The organism is Aeromonas sp. LsrichE-8G (assembly GCF_022869435.1).
Classification (GTDB): Bacteria; Pseudomonadota; Gammaproteobacteria; order Enterobacterales; family Aeromonadaceae; genus Aeromonas; species Aeromonas caviae.
This window is the reverse complement of record NZ_JALIHH010000068.1, coordinates 1-18,406: the sequence shown is the minus strand read 5'-3', so window position 1 is coordinate 18,406 and position 18,406 is coordinate 1. Positions and strand designations below refer to the sequence as shown.

Genomic DNA, 18,406 nt, shown 5'->3' with positions numbered 1-18,406 from the left:
TCTCAGATTGAAGATTTTGCCTGGCGGCAATAGCGCAGTGGAACCACCTGACCCCATGCCGAACTCAGAAGTGAAACGCTGTAGCGCCGATGGTAGTGTGGCATTCGCCATGCGAGAGTAGGACACTGCCAGGCACCCAATTAAACAGTGATGTGCAAAATCACGTTACTGGCTGCGAGGATGACACCTCATAAAGAAGCAGCAAAAGATTTAGCGAAAGCTAACCGAATGCGGAGCGGTAGTTCAGTCGGTTAGAATACCGGCCTGTCACGCCGGGGGTCGCGGGTTCGAGTCCCGTCCGCTCCGCCACTAAATTGAAAGGCCTTCCCTGTCGGGAAGGCCTTTTTGCTTTCTGGCGTCTGGATAAGAGCTCAGGGAACAAGAGGCAACCGGCGGGTCTGAATCGCCACTTGTCACGGACAACCCGCCTCTTCCCCCCTGTGGTGATTGCGTGTCTGGCATTGTCCCTTTACCCAGGGCTTACCCTTCGCTCTGGTTTGCCTTTGTTCCTCCATCTTTTCCCAACCCTGCCAATCGGCCGGGCTTTGTCGTGTCTGGAGATGAGCACCGCAAGCGCGAAAATACGCTCTGGCCGAGAGTGCCAGAGGACCATCGGGAGCTCATATGCGGATAAGAGATAAGCAAAGCGCTTTTTCTTTCTTCATGGAATATGCATAAGCGGGCATGCTGTACTCAACCCAACGATATGGAGTATCACCATGAAACTGCGAATGACCGCTCTCACCGTTCTCTCCCTGCTGGCTCTCGGTCAGGTCCAAGCCGCCGAGGTGCGGCTGCTGAATGTCTCCTATGACCCGACGCGGGAGCTGTTCCAGGAGTACAACAGTGCCTTTGCCAAGGAGTGGAAGGCCAAAACCGGCGACGATGTGGTGGTGAGCCAGTCACACGGTGGCTCAGGCAAACAGGCTCGTGCCGTGGTGGACGGACTGGAGGCTGATGTGGTCTCCCTGGCGCTGGCCTATGACGTGGATGCGGTGGCCAAGGCAGGTCTCACCGCCAGCGACTGGGAAGGGCGTTTGGCCAACAATGCCTCTCCCTACACCTCCACCATCGTCTTCCTGGTGCGCAAGGGGAATCCCAAGCAGATCAAGGATTGGGGCGACCTGGTGCGCAAGGATGTCGCCATCATCACCCCCAACCCCAAGACCTCCGGCGGTGCGCGCTGGAATTATCTGGCTGCCTGGGGCTATGCGCTGAAGAAAAGCGGCACTGAAGAGGGCGCCAAACAGTTTGTCAGCGATCTGTTCAAGAATGTGAAGGTGCTGGACTCCGGGGCACGTGGCGCCACCACCAGCTTCATCGAACGCGGGCTCGGGGATGTGTTGCTGGCCTGGGAAAATGAAGCGTTGCTGGTGCTCAATCAGCCGGGTACCAGCGACAAGTTCGAACTGGTGGTGCCCTCGGTCTCCATCCTGGCCGAGCCGCCGGTAGCCGTGGTGGACAAGGTAGCCAAGAAGCATGGTACCGAGGCCGTCTCCAAGGCTTACCTCGAGTATCTCTACTCCGACGAAGGGCAGCGCATCATCGCCAAATACCACTATCGTCCGAGCAATCCGGCGATCCTGAAGGAGACAGCGGCCCAGTTCCCCAACCTGACGCTCTTTACTGTCAAGGATCTGGAAGGAGATTGGGACAAGGCACAGAAGAAGCACTTTGCCCAGGGCGGATCGTTTGACCAGATTTACCAACCGGGCCGCTAAGAGACGCAGGCCCCTGTGACAACAGATAGGAGTACCACGATGAACAAGATCCTTCTGGTTCCCGGTCTGCACAACAGTGGGCCGGATCACTGGCAGAGCCGCTGGCACCAGCAATTTCCCCAGTGGCAGAGAATGATGGGTCTGCCCTGGGACAAGCCGGATCTCACGGTCTGGAGCGCCAAGCTGGCGAGCAAGCTCAGGAGCCGGCGCAGCCGGGTCCACCTGGTCGCCCACTCCTTCGGCGCTCTAACGGCCATCGCTGCCGCCAGACTGCAACCAGACAAGGTCTCTTCCATCTTCATCGTTGCCCCTGCCGATCCTGCCCGTTTCGGTATCCCGGATGAGGTGTTGACGGGGTCCATCAAGGTCTCTGCCCAGTTGATCGCCAGCCGCAATGACCCCTGGATGAGTTTCGAGCGGGCAGAGTTCTGGAGCCGGCAGTGGCAGGTGCCGTTGTTCGATGCGGGGGAAGTGGGCCATATCAATGCCCAGTCCGGCCATGGGGAGTGGCACCAGGGGCTCGCTTTGCTCAGCACCCTATACCGCCGTGCCGAAATGGTGGTGGAGCCTGCTCCTGCCGAGTGGGGCAAGCAGGCCGCACTCAGTTTTCGATGAGTGCCCCTCGGATTGTCTCGGCACGATTTCCAGACAGGCTGGCAACTTGGCCAGCGTGACTGACTTTGCATGTTCCCGGTTTTACCGCTCCGTCTTTTAGGTCTTTTATTTATATAAAAGACCTTTTTTTATGCTTATCGCTCTAAAAGCCTTGTTCCACCATTGTTAGATAAAAAAGTGCTTAGCAAAGGCATTATTGGTGTTTGTTGTCCCTGGCCGCCGTGAGCAAAATCGTCACATCCAAAGTATTTATAACAAACGGATGTGTTATGCGATTAAGTTCTTATTCCGTCCTGCCAGGCCTGGGGCCAACGCTGGGCTTCAGTCTGCTCTATCTGGGCATACTGGTGCTGCTGCCGCTCTCGGCACTGGTGCTGTTTGCGGTGAACAACCTGAGCGCCGCCGAGTTCTGGCAGGTGATCGGCTCCCCCCGGGTGCTCGCCTCCTTTCGCCTGAGCTTTGGTGCCGCCTTCATTGCCGCCCTGCTCAACAGTCTGTTCGGTCTGATACTGGCCTGGGTACTGGTGCGCTATACCTTCCCCGGCCGCAGACTGGTGGATGCGCTGATCGACCTGCCCTTTGCCATGCCGACTGCCGTCTCCGGCATCGCCCTGTGCGCCATCTTTGCCCCCAACGGCTGGATTGGCCAATGGGTCGCTCCGCTGGGCATCGAGCTTGCCTACAACCCCATAGGGGTGGTCATTGCCCTGACCTTTATCGGGCTGCCCTTTGTGGTGCGTACCCTGCAGCCGGTGCTGCGGGAAGCGGAGAGCGAGCAAGAGGAGGCGGCCGCGAGCCTGGGTGCCAACCGCTGGCAGACCTTCATCCGGGTACTGTGGCCGACTCTGGTACCTGCGCTGCTCACCGGTTTTGCCCTGGCGTTTGCTCGCGGCGTGGGGGAGTACGGCTCTGTCATCTTCATTGCCGGCAACCTCCCCATGGTGTCCGAGATTGCCCCCCTGATGATCATGAGTCACCTGGAGGAGTATGACTACGCCGGTGCATCGGCCATTGCGTCCGTCATGCTGCTCATTTCCTTTGTGCTGCTGTTGCTCATCAACAAGTTGCAAGCCTGGAGCTGGGCTCGCATCGGAGGAAGCCGTATATGAACGCCTCTACTGCACATCTCGATCAGGCCCAGGAGTCGGCTCCGGCCACCCCGGCGCGTCATCCCCCGGTGACCCATGAACCGGTCTGGGTCAAATGGCTGCTGGTCACCGTCGGTCTGGGCTGGTTTGCCGCCTTGCTGCTGTTGCCGCTGGCCACCGTCTTCATCCAGGCGCTGAGCCCGGGTCTGGCCTTCTTCTGGCACGCCATCAGCGAGCCGGATGCCCTGAGCGCCCTGGGGCTGACCGCTCTGGTGACGCTCTGCTCGGTGCCCCTGAACCTGCTGTTCGGGCTGGCCGCTGCCTGGGCCATCGCCCGGTTCCGCTTCCCTGGCCGGCAACTGCTTATCACCCTCATCGATCTGCCGTTCTCGGTCTCGCCGGTCATCGCGGGCTTGATGTTCGTGCTGCTGTTCGGCAGTCGCGGCTGGTTCGGCGAGTGGCTCAGCGAGCACGACATCAAGATCATTTTCGCTACCCCGGGGATCATCCTGGCGACCACCTTCATCACTGTGCCCTTCGTGGTACGCGAGCTGCTGCCCCAGATGGAGGCGCGGGGCCCGGAGGAAGAGGAGGCCGCCATCATGCTGGGGGCGAGCGGGTTGCAGATGTTCTGGCGGGTGACCCTGCCCGGCATCCGCTGGAGTCTGATGTATGGCCTGCTGCTCTGTACCGCCCGGGCGGTGGGGGAGTTTGGTGCTGTCTCCGTGGTTTCCGGCCACATTCGCGGCCAGACCAACACGCTGCCGCTGCACATCGAGATCCTTTACAACGAGTACCAGACCGGTGCCGCCTTCGCGGTGGCCAGCCTGCTGGCGCTGTTCGGGATCTTCACCCTGCTGGGTGAGACCCTGCTGGCCAGGCTGCGCGGCCAACCGACCCAGTCCCATTGATCCCGAATTAACGGTTATAGGAGAGGCATTCATGAGCATTCAGGTTCAAGGGCTCAACAAGCATTTCAATCAGTACGCGGCGCTGGCCGACATCAACCTCGATTTTCACGACGGTGAGCTGGTCGCCCTGCTCGGCCCCTCCGGCTGCGGCAAGACCACCTTGCTGCGGATCATTGCCGGGCTGGAGCAGGCGGACAGTGGCAGCGTCATCATCCGCGGCGAGGATGCCTCGGATCTCCATGTGCGCGAGCGCAACGTTGGCTTCGTGTTCCAGCACTACGCCCTGTTTCGCCACATGACGGTATTCGAGAACGTGGCCTTTGGCCTGAGGGTCAAGCCGCGCAGCGAACGCCCGGACGAGGCGGCCATCCGCACCCGGGTCAAGGAGCTGCTGGATCTGGTGCAGCTCAGCCACGTCGCGGCACGCTACCCGACCCAGCTCTCCGGTGGTCAGCGCCAGCGGGTCGCCCTGGCCCGGGCCCTGGCTGTGCAGCCCAAGGTGCTGCTGCTGGACGAGCCTTTCGGCGCCCTCGATGCCCAGGTGCGCAAGGAGCTGCGCCGCTGGCTGCGTGAGCTTCACGACGAGCTGCATGTCACCAGTCTGTTCGTGACCCACGATCAGGAAGAGGCCCTGGAGGTGGCGGACCGGGTGGTGCTGATGAACGCCGGCAAGGTAGAGCAGATTGGCACCCCTGCCGAAGTGTATGATCAGCCCGCCAGTGCCTTCGTGCACAGCTTCCTTGGCAGTGTGAACCTGTTTCGTGGCAGGGTGGCCGGGCAGGGGCTCGGCATCGGTGAACAGCAACTGGGTGGCCCCATCCCCTCCCATCTGGCAGAAGGGAGTGCGGCCATCGCCTATGTGCGCCCCCACGAGCTGGAGATCCTGCCCTCGGATGCCCCCGGTGGCATTCGCGCCACCATTACCCGCCTGCTGCCAATGGGGCCGCGCATTCGAGTGGAACTGCGTGGCGATGGGGAGACGGGAGGCGCCCACTACGAGGCCGAACTGAGCAAGGAGGCCGCCCGGGCCTTTGCCCCCGGCCAGGGGGTGCGTCTGGTGGCCAGGCAGGCACAGCTCTATCCCGACTACCAGATCTGAGGGCAAGCCGCGAGGTGCGGCCCTCTTTCAGGCTTGCTGCCGGGCTATGATCCCGGCAATCCATAACAAGAGGACGGTGGCACGAGCCACCGCCACTCAGCGCAGGAGGCGATGAGGTGAACTTTCAGCAATTGCGAATCATTCGGGAGGCGGCACGGCGGGATTACAACCTGACCGACGTGGCCAATGCCCTCTTTACGTCCCAGTCCGGGGTCAGCCGCCACATTCGCGAGTTGGAGGAGGAGCTGGGGCTCGGCCTCTTCATTCGCTATGGCAAGCGTCTGCTCGGCATGACCGAGCCGGGCAAGGAGTTGCTGGTGATCGCCGAGCGTATCCTGGGGGATGCCGACAACATCCGCAAACTGGCGAGCACCTTTGCCAATCGCGACTCAGGCCGGCTGCTCATCGCGACCACTCATACCCAGGCCCGTTATGCCCTGCCGCGGGTAGTGAAGGCGTTTCGGGAGCAATTTCCTCTGGTACAGCTGGAGCTGCGTCAGGGGAGCCCGGAGGAGATAGTGCGGCTGGTGCAGACCGGCGAGGTGGACATCGGCATCAGCAGCGAGCAGCTCGACAAGAGCGAAGGGGTGGTGGCCTTTCCCTACTACCGCTGGCACCACAATATCGTCGTGCCGGAGCAGCACCCTCTCACTGCCGAGCGGGAGCTGACCCTGGCCGCTCTGGCCCACTGGCCCATCGTCACCTATCAGGCCGGCCTCACCGGTCGGGCACGGGTGGATGATGCCTTTGCCGAGGCGGGCATAGTGCCGCAGATCCTGCTGACCGCCCAGGACTCCGACGTCATCAAGACCTATGTCGAGTTGGAGATGGGGGTGGGCATACTGGCGGACATGGCGTTCGATTCCCTGCGGGACAAGGGACTGGTGCAACTGGACGGCAGTCGGTTGTTTGCGCCGCACACCGCCTGGATCGGCCTCAAGCAGGGACAGTTCCAGCACAACTTTGCCTGGCAGTTCATCCAGCTCTGCAACCCCGAGCTGGCGCTGGCGGAGATCCAGGCCCGCGCCATGAGCAACGAGCCCCTGATCGATTACCAGATTTGAACCGAGGGGGGGGATGAAAAACGGGGAGCCATGGGCTCCCCGTTTGTTTGATGTTGACCTGATCTGGCACGGGAAACGCCGAGCGGGTTCTCGCCAGGTCGGAGACGTCCCATCACTGCGCTGTCCAGGCCTCCTGCCAGTGGGAGCCTATGCCCGGTTCATACTGGGTGGCCGTGCTCGCCCACTGGCTGCACCAGCCGCTGTAGGGGAAGGGTTTGCACTGATAGACCTTGCCGTTTTTCGGCTGCAGCACCCGGGTTCCGGCGGTGTAGGACTTGAGGCCGTCCGGGAAAGTGAACTGGTAATCGCCCCCGCTTGCCGGATCCTTGAACATGAGATCCAGGGTCTGTTGCACCGCGTCACCACCGGCCTTGGGTTTGCCCTCGATCACCAGCTGATGGTGGCCCGCACTCAAGCCGGTCAGCGCCATGGAGAAACTCTGGCTGCCGTCCTTGATGTCGGCACTGCTCTGTCCCCTGGCGACACCGCCGTGGTCATAGAGGGTGTTGGTGATGGCGAGATCCCCCTGGGCCGTGACGGTGAACATCAGGGTGAGCTTGCCGTTGTCGAGCGTGTAGTCGCTCGCCAGACCGCTCACGCTGATCCCGTTCTCCACCGGGGGCTGCTGTTGCTCAAGCTGGATCTCGACCCGTTGCAGGTTGCTGCCAGCCTTGAGGTAGACCGGGTTCTGGCCATAGACGGGGTTGAACTGGCCGTCCGTACCTTGCTGGCCAGCACGGATCTGGCTTTGCTCGGCGTTGATCTTGCTCGCCAGGGCGTGGGCCCAGTTGTTCTTCTGGCCCTGTCCGGCGCTGGCGATGGTCAGCTCGGTCTGGAGATCGGTGCGCTCGCCATTGGCATCGAACACCCGGGTTCTGGCTTTGTCACCCGCCACCAGGTCGATGGAAGGATAGATGGTCCCTCCCTGGCTCCAGGTCAGCGGTGGCTGGGTGCCATCCTTGAACCGGGCATCGATCAGGTTGTAGAAGCTGTTGGCGGTATCCCCTACCTCCCACACCCCGAGAATGACCTGATAACCGGTACGCGGGGGCAGGGTGCACTGATGGGTCACCTGTTTGGGGGGCTGCACCATGTTGCCGTCGATGACGCAGAAGGGATTGAGATCGAACGCATCCCGGGTGAGGGGCTGGTTCGGGTTCCAGTCCTGCTTGGTGAGGTAGTAGCGCCAGTTGCGGGTCACGTGGTTGGCAGTGAAGGTCCAGCTGATGGCGAAGGGACCGGCCTGCACCTCACGCTTGGTCCAGCGATCGAGGGTCTGGGTGTTGAGCTCGCCGAATTGAGGGTGACCGGCCGAGGCTATCTGGCCGTCGGCGGGGCCGCCATCGGGGAAGCCGGAGGGGGCTTCCAGGCTCTGGGGTTCCCACTGGATGGCGCCACACTGGCTGTTGCCCCCTGTCTTGCACAGGTAGTTGCGCCCTTCGGGCTGGCTGATGTAGCCGTGAGCGAGTACGCCGCCACTGGCCAGCAGCGCCAGCGCCGCCGCGAGATGGGTGAGTCGGATATTTGCTGCCATACATTCCTCTGTTCGGTGATGTGGGCAGTCACGTTGGCAGGGGAGTTCCCCGAAACACGGTGCTGCAACCCCGCTATCCTGGACAGCTTGTCTTTAGACCGGAGGCTTTGCGTCCTGGCCTTTCAACCAGTTTGCCAAATGACTACAGAAAGGATCATGGTGCCGCCTGTGGCGACCACTCATCATGACTATATTTTGTTAAAGAATTAAGTGTAAAAATTGACAGTGCCATCTCATCGGAGCAGCGCATCAGCGGCAGATCACTCCCTCGGGATCTGCGCGCTGGTTCAGTGCGAGAGGGTGGCCCGGGAGAGGCTCCCGTGGCCATGACAGGAAAGGAGCCCCTGCAAGCTTGGCAGGGGCTCACGGGGCCACTCAGTGGCGGGGTTGCATGCCTGCTCGGGAAGAGGACGCCTGGGTCGGTCGCATCATCCTGTCCTGGGCTTGGGCGTTGTCCAGCTTGAACACCGCCAGTCGCTCGTCGAGGCTTCGGGAGAGACCGGCCAGCAGTTCGCTCTCCTGGGCCAACTGGGAGGCCGCCTGGGACATCTCTAGCGCCGAGTCGTTGATGCCGCTGACGTTGCGGTTCATGTCTTCCGCCACCATGCTCTGCTGCTCCGCCGCCGTGGCGATCTGGGTCGCCATGTCACTCACGTGCTGGATGTGATTGACGATGAGGGAGAGATCCTGCCCCGCCTTCTCGGACTGGTTGACGCTGCTCTCCGCCAGCTTGCGGCTGGCGTCCATGGCGTTGGCGGCGGTGACAGCCCGTTGCTGCAACTGGGTGATGGTACTCTGGATCTCCTCGGTGGAGTGGCGGGTGCGACTGGCCAGCTGGCGCACCTCGTCGGCCACCACGGCGAAGCCACGGCCCTGCTCGCCGGCCCGGGCCGCCTCGATGGCGGCGTTGAGGGCCAGCAGGTTGGTCTGCTCCGAGATGGCGCTGATGACCGCCGTCACCTCGCTTATCTGCATCACTCCCTCCTTGAGCTGGTTGACCTGCGAGGTGGCCTGATCCACCTCGGTGGCCAGCGCCTGGATGCCGTGCACGCTGGCATGGACATCCTGGTTGCCGAGCCCGGCCTCGCTGGTGGCATCCTGGGTGTCGCGGGCCGTATTCTCGGCGTGACCCGCCACGTCGGCGATGGTGGCGCTCATCTCGTTCATGGCGGTGGCGAGCTGGGCGAGCTGATCCCGCTGACTGTTGACCGCCTGGTTGGTCTGTTCGGCGGAGGCTGCGATGCGCAGGGCGGCATCCGCCACGTTGCGGGCCCCCTGGCTCGCTTCCAGCAGGGCGCGGCGGATGGCATCCAGCCCCTGGTTGGTGGAGCTGGCGACGGCGCCGAGCTCATCCCTGCCCAGCACCGGGATGCTGACCACCAGATCGCCGGCCGCGACCCGGGCCATGGCCTTGTTGATCTCGGCCAGGGGATTGACGATGGAGCGGCTGATGGCGAGTCCCAGCAGCCCCATCAACAGGATCACCAGCAAGGTGGCGCCACCCATCCACTCATATTGCGACCACATGGTGGCCTCAATGTCCTGCAACAACACACCGGAGCCCAGGATCCAGCCCCAGGGCTGGTAGCCCGTCACCAGCGACATCTTCTGGGCCGCCTCGCCGGACGGGGAGACCCACTGATACTCCAGCCTGCCCTGGTGGCCGCCCTTGCCGAGATCCACCATGTGCTGCCAGTGGGACTCGGCAGGGTTGTTGCCCATCTGCTGGCCGACCAGCTCGGGTCTGGCGGGATGCACCACCACCCGACGATCTTCATCCAGCACGAACAGGTAGTTGTCCCCGTCAAAGCGCATGCTGTCGAGCATGGCCTTGGCCTGTGCCTTGGCCTGCTCCGGGGGGAGGGTGGCGGCCAGGGCCTGGATCCGGCTCATGGCCAGATCCAGCACCGCCTGCAGCCTGGCTTCCCGTTCACTCATCAGATTGCGGTGCAGGGCACTGGCCGAGATGAGCAGCAGTGCGATGAAGCCGACCAGGGCCAGTGAGAGCAGCAGCATCAGTTTGCGACTCACGGCAATATCACCGAGCTTGAACATAGTCTTATCCTTACTTTCCCATGCGGGTCTGATTGTGGCCGAACTACCGACCGGACCTGATTGTTGTTATTTTTAACATATCATTAACTTTCAATGGGTTGCGATGGAAAACAGCCAATTGAGCAGTTTGACAACCAGTATAGCCAGCAGACAGAAACCCTCGCTTTTGATAGCGTGATGGCGCGCATCCCGGCGCACAATTTGTCTGCTCCATTCGCAAGAAGTGTGAATGGGTTGGCATTTCACCAAAAAGGAGTGGGCGCCCCCGTGGTTGCCCCATAACAAGAGGGAAGTTATGAGTTCCATTGCCAGGAATTATCTCAACCAGCTCAATGCCGATTACCTGCAGGTGCACAGACGCAAGGAGGACCTGTTCTGGTCCACCTACATGGGCACCAGCGACGATCAGGCAGGCTTCACCGCGGCCGAACAGGCCTACAAGGCGTTCTGTGCCGATCCTGCCCGCCTGCCCGTGCTGCGGGAGATGCATGCCCAGGCCGAAGAGGCGGATCTCAGGCGTGGTCTGGGGGGCTGGATCGCCTTCTTCGAGTGCAACGTCATCGAAGATCCCGGTGCCTCCGCCCTGATGGACGAGCTGGTGGCCGCCGAGGCGGATCTCTTCGCCCGTCGCAAGGGGCTGAAGCTCACCTTGCTGGATGAGCAGGGCCGCCAGGTCCCCGGCAGCCTGCCCGCCGCCAGCACGGCGCTGGCCGCAAGTCGCGACGAGCCGGTGCGCCAGAGCGCGCTCGCCATGTTCCACACCCTGGAGCAGTGGGTGGTCGACAACGGCTATCTTGACATCGTCGCGCTGCGCAACCGCTTCGCCCGTGCCATGGGCTATCGCGACTACTTCGATTACAAGGTACACAAGAACGAGCAGATGAGCCCGGAGCAGCTGTTTGCCATTCTTGACGACTTCATCGCCCGCACCGATGCCCGCTTGCACCAGAGCCTGGCCGAGCTGAAAGCGGCCAAGGGGGAAGCAGCCCTGCTGCCCCACAACCTGCGCTACAGCGTGAGTGGTGACGTGACCCGCCAGCTCGACCCTTACGTGCCTTTCTCCCGGGCGCTGAAGGATTGGGTCGAGAGCTTCCGCCGGCTCGGCATCCAGTACCGCGGTGCCACCCTCACCCTGGATCTGCTGACCCGGGAGGGAAAATACGAGAACGGCTTCTGTCACGGCCCGGTGCCGAGCTTCTGGCAGGAAGGGGAGTGGGTGCCCGCGGTGGTCAACTTCACCAGTCTGGCCAATCCGGCCCAGGTGGGCAGCGGCTGGAGCGGGCTCAACACCCTGTTCCACGAGGGAGGCCACGCGGCGCACTTTGCCAACGTCACCGGCAACGCCCCCTGCTTCTCCCAGGAGTTTCCGCCCACCTCCATGGCCTATGCCGAGACCCAGTCCATGTTCTGCGACAGCCTGCTGGACGACGCGGACTGGCTCAAGCGCTACGCCAGAAACGCGGCGGGAGAACCCATCCCCGATGCGCTTATCCAGGCCATGATTGAAGCGCGTCAGCCATTTCGCGCCTTCAACGAGCGCCAGATCGCGCTGGTGGCCTACTTCGAGCGGGCTCTCTACGCCATGGCAGAGAGCGAGCGCACCCCGGCCGCCGTGCTGGCCCTGGCCCGCAAGTGGGAGCGCAAGATCCTGGGGGTGGAGAGCCCGCGCCCGCTGCTGGCCATCCCGCACCTTCTGAACCAGGAGTCGGCCTGCGCCTATCACGGCTATCTGCTGGCGCTGATGGCGGTGGAGCAGACCCGCGCCTACTTCTTGAAACGCGACGGCTACCTCACTGACAACCCGCGCATCGGACCGGATCTGGCCGCCCACTACTGGGGACCGGGCAACGGCATGACCCATGACGAGACGCTGCAGAGCCTCACCGGCGAGGGTTTCAGTGCGGTGCCGCTGGCAGAGGCGTGCAACCGGAGTGCCGCCGAGGCGTGGCAACAGGCACAGACGTGCATGGCGGCGGCGCGGCAGCGCCCACCGGCAGGGGAGGGGACGCCCCTCGACGCCCATATCCGGGTGGTGCACGGGGCCGAGCTTATCGCCGACAACAGCGAGTCCGAGGCGCGCATGCTGGCAGACTTCGAGGCCTGGATCCGGCGCCTTGAGACCGCCGAACCAGTGACCCAGGCCTGAGCCCGGTGTTGCACAGTCAAAAGAGCCCCATCAGGGGCTCTTTTCTTGTGCGTTGAGATGGCCTGACCCCATGGTGCCAGCCGGGGATTGGCGGGTGGACAGGCTCAAGTGTCACTGGCGGCGGCGCTGCCCGCTGGTTTTTCTCCCTGCGCCATCTTCCTGGCCTTGACGACCTGCGCTGAGGTGCCCGGTTGCAGGCAAGAGACGACGCCCAGCCCTTGGCAGGGCCTCTGCATGGCGGGTTGACGGCGATTTCCCCCCTGCTGGCCACAGATATGTTTCTCCCGATATATTGAGTATTCACGGCGATCCCATATCATGGCGCTCGCTCGCCACCAGAGAGTGGTGACATTCAGATGATTTGCTAACAAGAGAGCCCAGAAGGCTCGCAGAGGGATGGATAGTGAGAGCCGTATTGCTGTGTTTGCTGGGGCTGTGGCCCGCGTTGAGTTTTGCCACTCTGTCCGCCGATATGGTGGTGGTGAAGAAGTCGAGTTACAGCCTGACCCTGATGAAGGATGGCAAGGAAGTGAAGCGCTACTGGATTGCCCTGGGCCCGGCTCCCAAGGGACACAAGCAGCGTGAAGGGGATCAGCGTACCCCGGAAGGTCGCTATACCCTGGACTACAAGAAGAGCAACTCCGGTTTCTACAAGGCCATTCACATCAACTACCCGAATCTGGACGACATCAAGCGCGCCAACGAGCTGGGTGTGAACCCGGGCGGCATGATCATGATCCACGGCCAGCGCAACAGCCTGGGGGATCGCAGGGTGCAGCCGTCCAACTGGACCAATGGCTGCATCGCGGTGCTGAACCACGAGATGGACGAGATCTGGAACGCCATCGAGCCAGGCACTCCCATCATCATCGAGCCCTGATCCTGTCTGCCAACGCCCGCTCTCATGCGGGCGTTGCATTTGTCGCAGACCATGACGTGACACTGCCTCCTGCGCCGTGTTAGTTTTTCCGGTTCGCATTGGCTGTGACAAGGATGATCCCATGATGTCGGAAACCCGCCTCCCTGTGCCCGAGCGCACGGGGGCGCTCTGGTGGCGTGCCACCCTGGATATGCTCCCGCTCTCCATTTCCGTCATCCCCTGGGGAATACTGTGTGGCGCCCTGGCGCTTCAGGCGGGTATGAGCCCGCTCCAGGCACAGCTGATGTCGCTGCTGGTCTATGCGGGGGCGGCCCAGCTCTCGGCCACCACCTTGTTCGGGGCGGGGACGCCGCTGCTGCCCATCATGGGCTCCACCATGGTGATCACCTCCCAGCATCTGCTCTATGGCTTCACCTTCCGGCGCGACGTGCTGCCCCTCTCCCTGCGCTGGCGGGCCAGCCTCGCCTTCTTCCTGACCGACGAGATGTTTGCGGTGGCGCTGAAAGACAGGGAGCGCAGCGGCGCCTTCAATCCCGCCTATGCGCTCATCGCGGGCTTTGTCTTCTATCTGTTCTGGAACCTGGCGACCCTGCTCGGCATCGCCGCCGGCCAGTACATTGACGGGCTGGACAAGATGGGGCTGGATTTTGCCATCGCCGCCACCTTTATCGCCATGACGCTCCCCGCCATGAAGAACCTGCCCATGGTGGCGGCCACCCTGGTGAGCGGCGGGACGGCGCTCGTCACCAAGCCGCTGCTGGCGGAGATCCACATCATCGTCTCGGCCCTGGCCGGCATGGTGGTGGGCTATGTGCTGCACCGGATGAGGAGGTGATCATGGGCTGGCTGATGATAGGGCTGCTGGCTCTGATCACTTTCTTCAACCGTTTTGCCTTCTTCTCGCGGTTGACCCGCTATCAGCCGGGGGCCGAAATGGGGGCTTTCCTCAGCTTCTCGGCCCAGTCGGTGCTGACCGCCATCTGGCTGCCCATCGTCTTCAGCTATGAGCCCGGCCGCGGGCTGGACTGGGATCCGGACTACCTGGCCGCCACCCTGCTGGTGACGGTGTTGACCCTGCTGCGCCTGCCTACCCTGGTGGTGGTGGTCGTCGGCATGGGGGGCTTCTTCCTGCTGCGCTGGCTGGGGGGCGTGGCCCTGTTCTGGCCCTGGTGAAGGATGTGCCGTGATCCTGCATGGCGGATGTCTTGATGGGATATCCGCCCTGTTGGGAATGTCACTTCAAAAAAGGCCTCTCAAGTGTGAGGATTTTGGTTCCACCCGCCACGGAGTGAACCATGTCCTTCACCGAAACCTGCCAGCGCATCGTGCGCGACCCCCTGCTCTCACCGGCCCAGAAGAGCCACGTCCTGGCGCTCGCCGCCGAAAACGCGTTGCCTTACCCCGAGTTGCCTGCCGCCGTGCAGGATGCCATGGCACAAGGGGTGCTGTGCGACATGTTCGAGGGACACGCTCCCCACAAACCGCGCTATGTGCTGCCGGATTACGAGCGGTTTCTGCGCCAGGGCTCGGCCTGGCTGGAGCTGGCGCCACCCCTGGACTTCGACGAGGCCCTCGATGCCCTGCGCATCCTCTACCATCACGTGCCCTCCGTCACCGGCATGCCGGTCTGGCTGGGGCGCCTCGATCACCTGCTGCTGCCCTTCGTCGGCGAGCTGGATGACGAGACTCTCTACCGCAAGCTGAAAGGGTTTTGGATCTATCTGGACCGGGTGCTGCCGGACGCCTTCATGCACGTCAACATCGGCCCCGATGACAACAGGATCTGCCGCCTGATCCTGCGCATCGACAACGAGCTCAAGCAGGTGGCCCCCAACCTCACCTTCTTCCACGATCCGGAGCAGACTCCCGACGATCTGCTGCTGCTGGCGGTGAAGAATATCGCCGAGTGCAGCAAGCCGCACATCGCCAACTACCCGGTCCATCGCGATACCTTCGACCAGCGTGGTTTTGGCATTGTCAGCTGCTACAACTCCCTGCCGCAGGCCGGTGGTGCCAACACCCTGGTGCGCGTCTCCCTCAAGCGAGTCGCTGAGCAGGCACAGGGGATCGATGACTTCCTCGGCTGCCTGCTGCCCCACTACTGCCGCCTCACGTCCCAGCTGATCGCGGTGCGCGCCGCCTTCCTGCACGAGGAGTCCGGTTTCTTCGACAGCTTCCTGATCAAGGAGGGGCTGTTGGATGAGGATCGCTTCGTCCCCATGTTCGGCATCTACGGCATGGCGGAAGCGGTCAACATCCTGATGGATAAAGAGAATCTGCCGGGCCGCTACGGTCACGACGAAGAGGCGAACCAGCTTGGCTATCGCATCTCGGCCCAGCTTTCGGAATATGTCACTACGACGCCGCAGGCCCGTGCCTGGGGTGGGCACGCTCTGCTGCACTCACAGGGCGGCCTCAGCATCGATGTGGCGGTGACCCCGGGGGTACGCATTCCCTACGGGCAGGAGCCGGATCCGGCCAGCCATGTGCTGGCGCTGGCGCCGCACCACGGCTACTACCACTCGGGGATCAGCGAGATCCTGACTCTGGAGCCCACCATCCGCCAGAATCCGCAGGCGCTGCTGCAGCTCTGCAAGGGGGCGCTCGCCATCGGCATGCGCGAGTTCACCGCCAACGTGGCCGACAGCGATCTGGTTCGGGTGACCGGCTACATGATCCGCAAGAGCGACGTGGCCCGCTTCGCAGAGGAGGGCTCGCGGTTGCAGACCACCTGTCTTGGTGCCGAGGCGAGTGACGTGACCGCTATTCGCCAGCGGGCACCGCGAGTGGTGGCCAATGAGTCGACCATCAGCCAGTACTGAGCCGAGTCCGATGGATGAAGCTCTGCTGACGCGCAGCGCCCTGGTGAGCAGGGTGCTGCCTTTTTCCTGCGTAGACGGGCCGGGCAACCGGCTGGTCTTGTTTCTGCAAGGGTGCAACTTCCGCTGCCCCGGTTGTCACAATCCCCACACTATCGGGCTGTGCGACGATTGCGGCGACTGCCTTGCGGTCTGCCCGAGTGGCGCCCTCACCATGAGCGAGGGCAAGGTTCATTGGCAGGAGGCGCTCTGCACCGATTGCGACGCCTGTCTGGAGGCCTGCCCGCGCAGTGCCAACCCCAAGACGCACCAGATGTCGGTGGCAGAGGTGCTGGCCCTGCTGCGTCGCTATGGCCCGCTGCTCACCGGCGTCACCGTCTCTGGCGGGGAGGCTACCACCCAGTTGCCCTTCGTGATCGCCCTGTTCACGGCCATCAAGGCTGCGCCGGATCTGGCCCGTCTCACCTGCCTGCTCGACAGCAACGGATCCCTGGGGGAAACGGGTTGGCAGCGGCTGCTGCCGGTGCTGGACGGCGCCATGATAGACCTCAAGGGGTGGCGCGAGCCTGTGCATCTGGCCCTGACCGGGCGGGGCCGCGAGCGGGTGCTGGCGTCGCTGCAACTGCTGGCGCGGGCGGGCAAGCTGGCGGAGGTGCGGCTGTTGCTGGTGCCGGGGCGGAGCGATTTTCTCGATGCCACCGGCGCGCTGCAGGAGGCGTTGACGACCTTCTTGCTGTCGCTGGGACCCGTACCCATCCGCCTCAACGGTTTTCGCCACCACGGGGTGCGAGGGGAGGCGCTGTCATGGCCAGAAGCCGGGTCGGCTGACCTGATGGTGCTGTCCAACGCATTGAAGGACAAGGGGTTTGGGGCCGTGATGCTGCCTGCGATCTGAGCTCTGTGGCACGTCGGGATGCTGAGACCCGATATGACGCAACTGTGAACTCTGTCTATAGGGGCTGTCCGAGGGGACGGCTAGAATGGGTAAACCGTCCATCACCAACAGATACCCATGAGTGAATCCAACGCCCTTTATCGAGTGCAGTTCATTTGTCACAGCGAGCGTTACGAAGTCTATGTAAGAGAGGTGAATCAGGGCCAGCTGTTCGGCTTCATCGAGATCGCCCACTTCGTGTGGGACACCCACACGGCGCTCATCGTCGACCCCAGCCACGAGAAGCTGAAGAGCGAATTTGCCGACGTCACCCGCACCCTTATTCCCATGCACCACGTGCTGCGGGTCGATCAGGTGCGCAAGCAGGGGGCCGCCCGCATCACCGAACTGGGCAACAACGTCACCTCTTTCCCAGGCCCCATCTACACCAAGAAACCCTGATTCCTGCCACCAGGCATCATTTTGGGGAGTCCAGCTCCCGGGCCAGTTGCAGGATGCGCTGACGGAACCAGCGCAGGGCGGGATCTTCCCCCAGGGGGCCATACCATACCAGGCTGTGGGTCACGGCGCCGTAATCGAAGGGGACAGGGCGGCTCACCAGCCCCTGGGTACAAGCCCGGGTAGCCCAGCCCTTCACGGCCGTGAGAATGAGATCGCTCTGGCGCAGCAGGGCGGCGGCGCTGCCAAAATCCGGCAGGGTGGCCCCCAGTCTGCGCCGTACCTGGCGCTGGGCCAGACTCTGCTCGAAGAAGGGATCGGCCAGCTCCTGATCGCGAATGGCGATGTGGCGCCAGCTCAGGTAGGCATCGAGATCCCAGGGCCGCGTCAACGCCGGATGAGCCGCGCGCATCAGGCAGACCAGCTTGTCCTCCCGCAAGGTTTCCCAGACGAGGCCGGGCTGATTGACCCCGGGCTGGCTCTGATCGTGGGGCAGGATCACGAAATCGAGCTTGCCCGCCGCCAGAGCAGCCAGTCCCTGCTCGTCCTTGTTACGCACGACTGGCATCAGCCCCGGCACTTCCTGCATCAACTGACCCAGTACGGCCCCCATGGGCCAGATCATGCTGCTCTCTCGCATCGCCAGGTTCAGCTCCCCCTGCCAGTTGGCAGGGGAAAATCCTTCCTGGCTGGTGAGGCCGTTGAGCTCCCCCAGCAGGCGGCGCAGCGTCGGGCCGAGGCGTTCGGCAAACGGGGTCAGCAGCAACTGATTGCCCTGGCGGTAGAGCAGTTGATCCCCCAGCAGTTCGCGCAACTGGTTGAGGGTCTTGCTGACGGTGGAGGGGGTGGTGCAGAGGCGCTCGGCGCTGCGGGTCACGCTGCGGGTGTCGAGCAGCAGATGCAGGGTCACCAGATGGCGACCGCCGAGGCGGGAGAGGGCAATGAGATCCATCACGGTTCCACGGGCAAGGGGACAAATGAAAAGCCCCGCCTGAGCGCAATGCTGTTCACTTAAGCGGAGCCGCATTGCGATTTACCGGAAAACGGGTCTTTGATATCTTCACCGCCCTGGGTCTCGATGGCCTGGGGCGTTTTTCTATGAACATGACGCCTATGCAGCCCCGCAACTCCGCCAACCTCC

General features: G+C 62.9%; 16 protein-coding genes, 1 tRNA gene, 1 rRNA gene and 1 riboswitch. Of the genes, 15 read left to right on the top strand and 3 right to left on the bottom strand.

Annotated features, from left to right (window positions below):
- The first annotated feature begins 19 nt into the window (after nt 1-19).
- From rrf to cbl, 8 genes are all read left to right on the top strand, one after another.
- Nucleotides 20-134: ribosomal RNA gene (gene rrf / locus MUW49_RS12350) — 5S ribosomal RNA — on the top strand.
- Between the two features lie 98 nt (nt 135-232).
- Nucleotides 233-309, top strand: a tRNA-Asp gene (locus tag MUW49_RS12345).
- A 410-nt stretch (nt 310-719) separates the two neighbouring features.
- Complete coding sequence (locus MUW49_RS12340) at nt 720-1,721, top strand: sulfate ABC transporter substrate-binding protein (RefSeq protein WP_042864432.1); 1,002 nt, start codon at nt 720-722, stop codon at nt 1,719-1,721.
- Nucleotides 1,722-1,760: 39 nt separating this feature from the next.
- Nucleotides 1,761-2,336 (top strand): alpha/beta hydrolase, encoded by a 576-nt coding sequence (locus MUW49_RS12335; RefSeq protein WP_161469995.1) that lies wholly within the window; start codon nt 1,761-1,763, stop codon nt 2,334-2,336.
- A 269-nt stretch (nt 2,337-2,605) separates the two neighbouring features.
- Complete coding sequence (gene cysT / locus MUW49_RS12330) at nt 2,606-3,445, top strand: sulfate ABC transporter permease subunit CysT (protein WP_039039454.1); 840 nt, start codon at nt 2,606-2,608, stop codon at nt 3,443-3,445.
- Nucleotides 3,442-4,335 carry a sulfate ABC transporter permease subunit CysW gene (gene cysW, locus MUW49_RS12325; protein WP_010672826.1) on the top strand — a complete coding sequence of 298 codons (894 nt, stop codon included), beginning with the start codon at nt 3,442-3,444 and terminating at the stop codon, nt 4,333-4,335. The genes cysT and cysW overlap by 4 nt, the downstream gene beginning before the upstream one ends.
- Before the next feature lie 31 nt (nt 4,336-4,366).
- A complete protein-coding gene (locus MUW49_RS12320; protein ID WP_010672827.1) occupies nt 4,367-5,434 on the top strand; it encodes a sulfate ABC transporter ATP-binding protein in 1,068 nt (355 codons plus the stop codon).
- Between the two features lie 116 nt (nt 5,435-5,550).
- The gene (gene cbl, locus MUW49_RS12315) at nt 5,551-6,498 is read left to right on the top strand and encodes an HTH-type transcriptional regulator Cbl (RefSeq protein WP_041210987.1); all 948 of its coding nucleotides are present in this window, start codon (nt 5,551-5,553) and stop codon (nt 6,496-6,498) included.
- A 112-nt stretch (nt 6,499-6,610) separates the two neighbouring features.
- Here cbl and gbpA read toward each other — a convergent pair whose 3' ends face one another.
- Both gbpA and MUW49_RS12305 read right to left on the bottom strand, forming a co-directional pair.
- Nucleotides 6,611-8,032 (bottom strand): N-acetylglucosamine-binding protein GbpA, encoded by a 1,422-nt coding sequence (gene gbpA / locus MUW49_RS12310; protein WP_244812839.1) that lies wholly within the window; start codon nt 8,030-8,032, stop codon nt 6,611-6,613.
- 60 nt (nt 8,033-8,092) lie between these two features.
- A riboswitch (cyclic di-GMP riboswitch) is annotated at nt 8,093-8,178 on the bottom strand.
- 229 nt (nt 8,179-8,407) lie between these two features.
- Nucleotides 8,408-10,087, bottom strand: a complete 1,680-nt coding sequence (locus MUW49_RS12305; RefSeq protein WP_244812838.1) for a methyl-accepting chemotaxis protein — start codon at nt 10,085-10,087, stop codon at nt 8,408-8,410.
- A gap of 295 nt (nt 10,088-10,382) precedes the next feature.
- Between MUW49_RS12305 and MUW49_RS12300 the strand changes: the two genes are divergently transcribed.
- The 7 genes from MUW49_RS12300 to MUW49_RS12270 all read left to right on the top strand — a co-directional run bounded on the left by MUW49_RS12300 (nt 10,383) and on the right by MUW49_RS12270 (nt 17,268).
- Complete coding sequence (locus MUW49_RS12300; protein WP_244812837.1) at nt 10,383-12,233, top strand: M3 family metallopeptidase; 1,851 nt, start codon at nt 10,383-10,385, stop codon at nt 12,231-12,233.
- A gap of 403 nt (nt 12,234-12,636) precedes the next feature.
- Nucleotides 12,637-13,113, top strand: a complete 477-nt coding sequence (locus tag MUW49_RS12295) for a L,D-transpeptidase family protein (RefSeq protein ID WP_029313677.1) — start codon at nt 12,637-12,639, stop codon at nt 13,111-13,113.
- 121 nt (nt 13,114-13,234) lie between these two features.
- On the top strand, nt 13,235-13,948 hold the full coding sequence (locus MUW49_RS12290; RefSeq protein ID WP_049635962.1) for an AzlC family ABC transporter permease: 714 nt from the start codon (nt 13,235-13,237) through the stop codon (nt 13,946-13,948).
- 2 nt (nt 13,949-13,950) lie between these two features.
- Nucleotides 13,951-14,286 (top strand): AzlD domain-containing protein, encoded by a 336-nt coding sequence (locus tag MUW49_RS12285; protein ID WP_049635961.1) that lies wholly within the window; start codon nt 13,951-13,953, stop codon nt 14,284-14,286.
- A 122-nt stretch (nt 14,287-14,408) separates the two neighbouring features.
- On the top strand, nt 14,409-15,935 hold the full coding sequence (locus MUW49_RS12280) for a YjjI family glycine radical enzyme (RefSeq protein ID WP_244812836.1): 1,527 nt from the start codon (nt 14,409-14,411) through the stop codon (nt 15,933-15,935).
- Between the two features lie 10 nt (nt 15,936-15,945).
- Nucleotides 15,946-16,827 carry a YjjW family glycine radical enzyme activase gene (locus MUW49_RS12275; protein ID WP_244812835.1) on the top strand — a complete coding sequence of 294 codons (882 nt, stop codon included), beginning with the start codon at nt 15,946-15,948 and terminating at the stop codon, nt 16,825-16,827.
- 117 nt (nt 16,828-16,944) lie between these two features.
- Complete coding sequence (locus tag MUW49_RS12270; RefSeq protein ID WP_039039461.1) at nt 16,945-17,268, top strand: DUF1820 family protein; 324 nt, start codon at nt 16,945-16,947, stop codon at nt 17,266-17,268.
- A 16-nt stretch (nt 17,269-17,284) separates the two neighbouring features.
- Here the strand turns inward: MUW49_RS12270 and MUW49_RS12265 are convergent, their stop codons facing one another.
- Complete coding sequence (locus tag MUW49_RS12265; protein ID WP_244812834.1) at nt 17,285-18,217, bottom strand: LysR family transcriptional regulator; 933 nt, start codon at nt 18,215-18,217, stop codon at nt 17,285-17,287.
- Nucleotides 18,218-18,406: the final 189 nt, after the last annotated feature.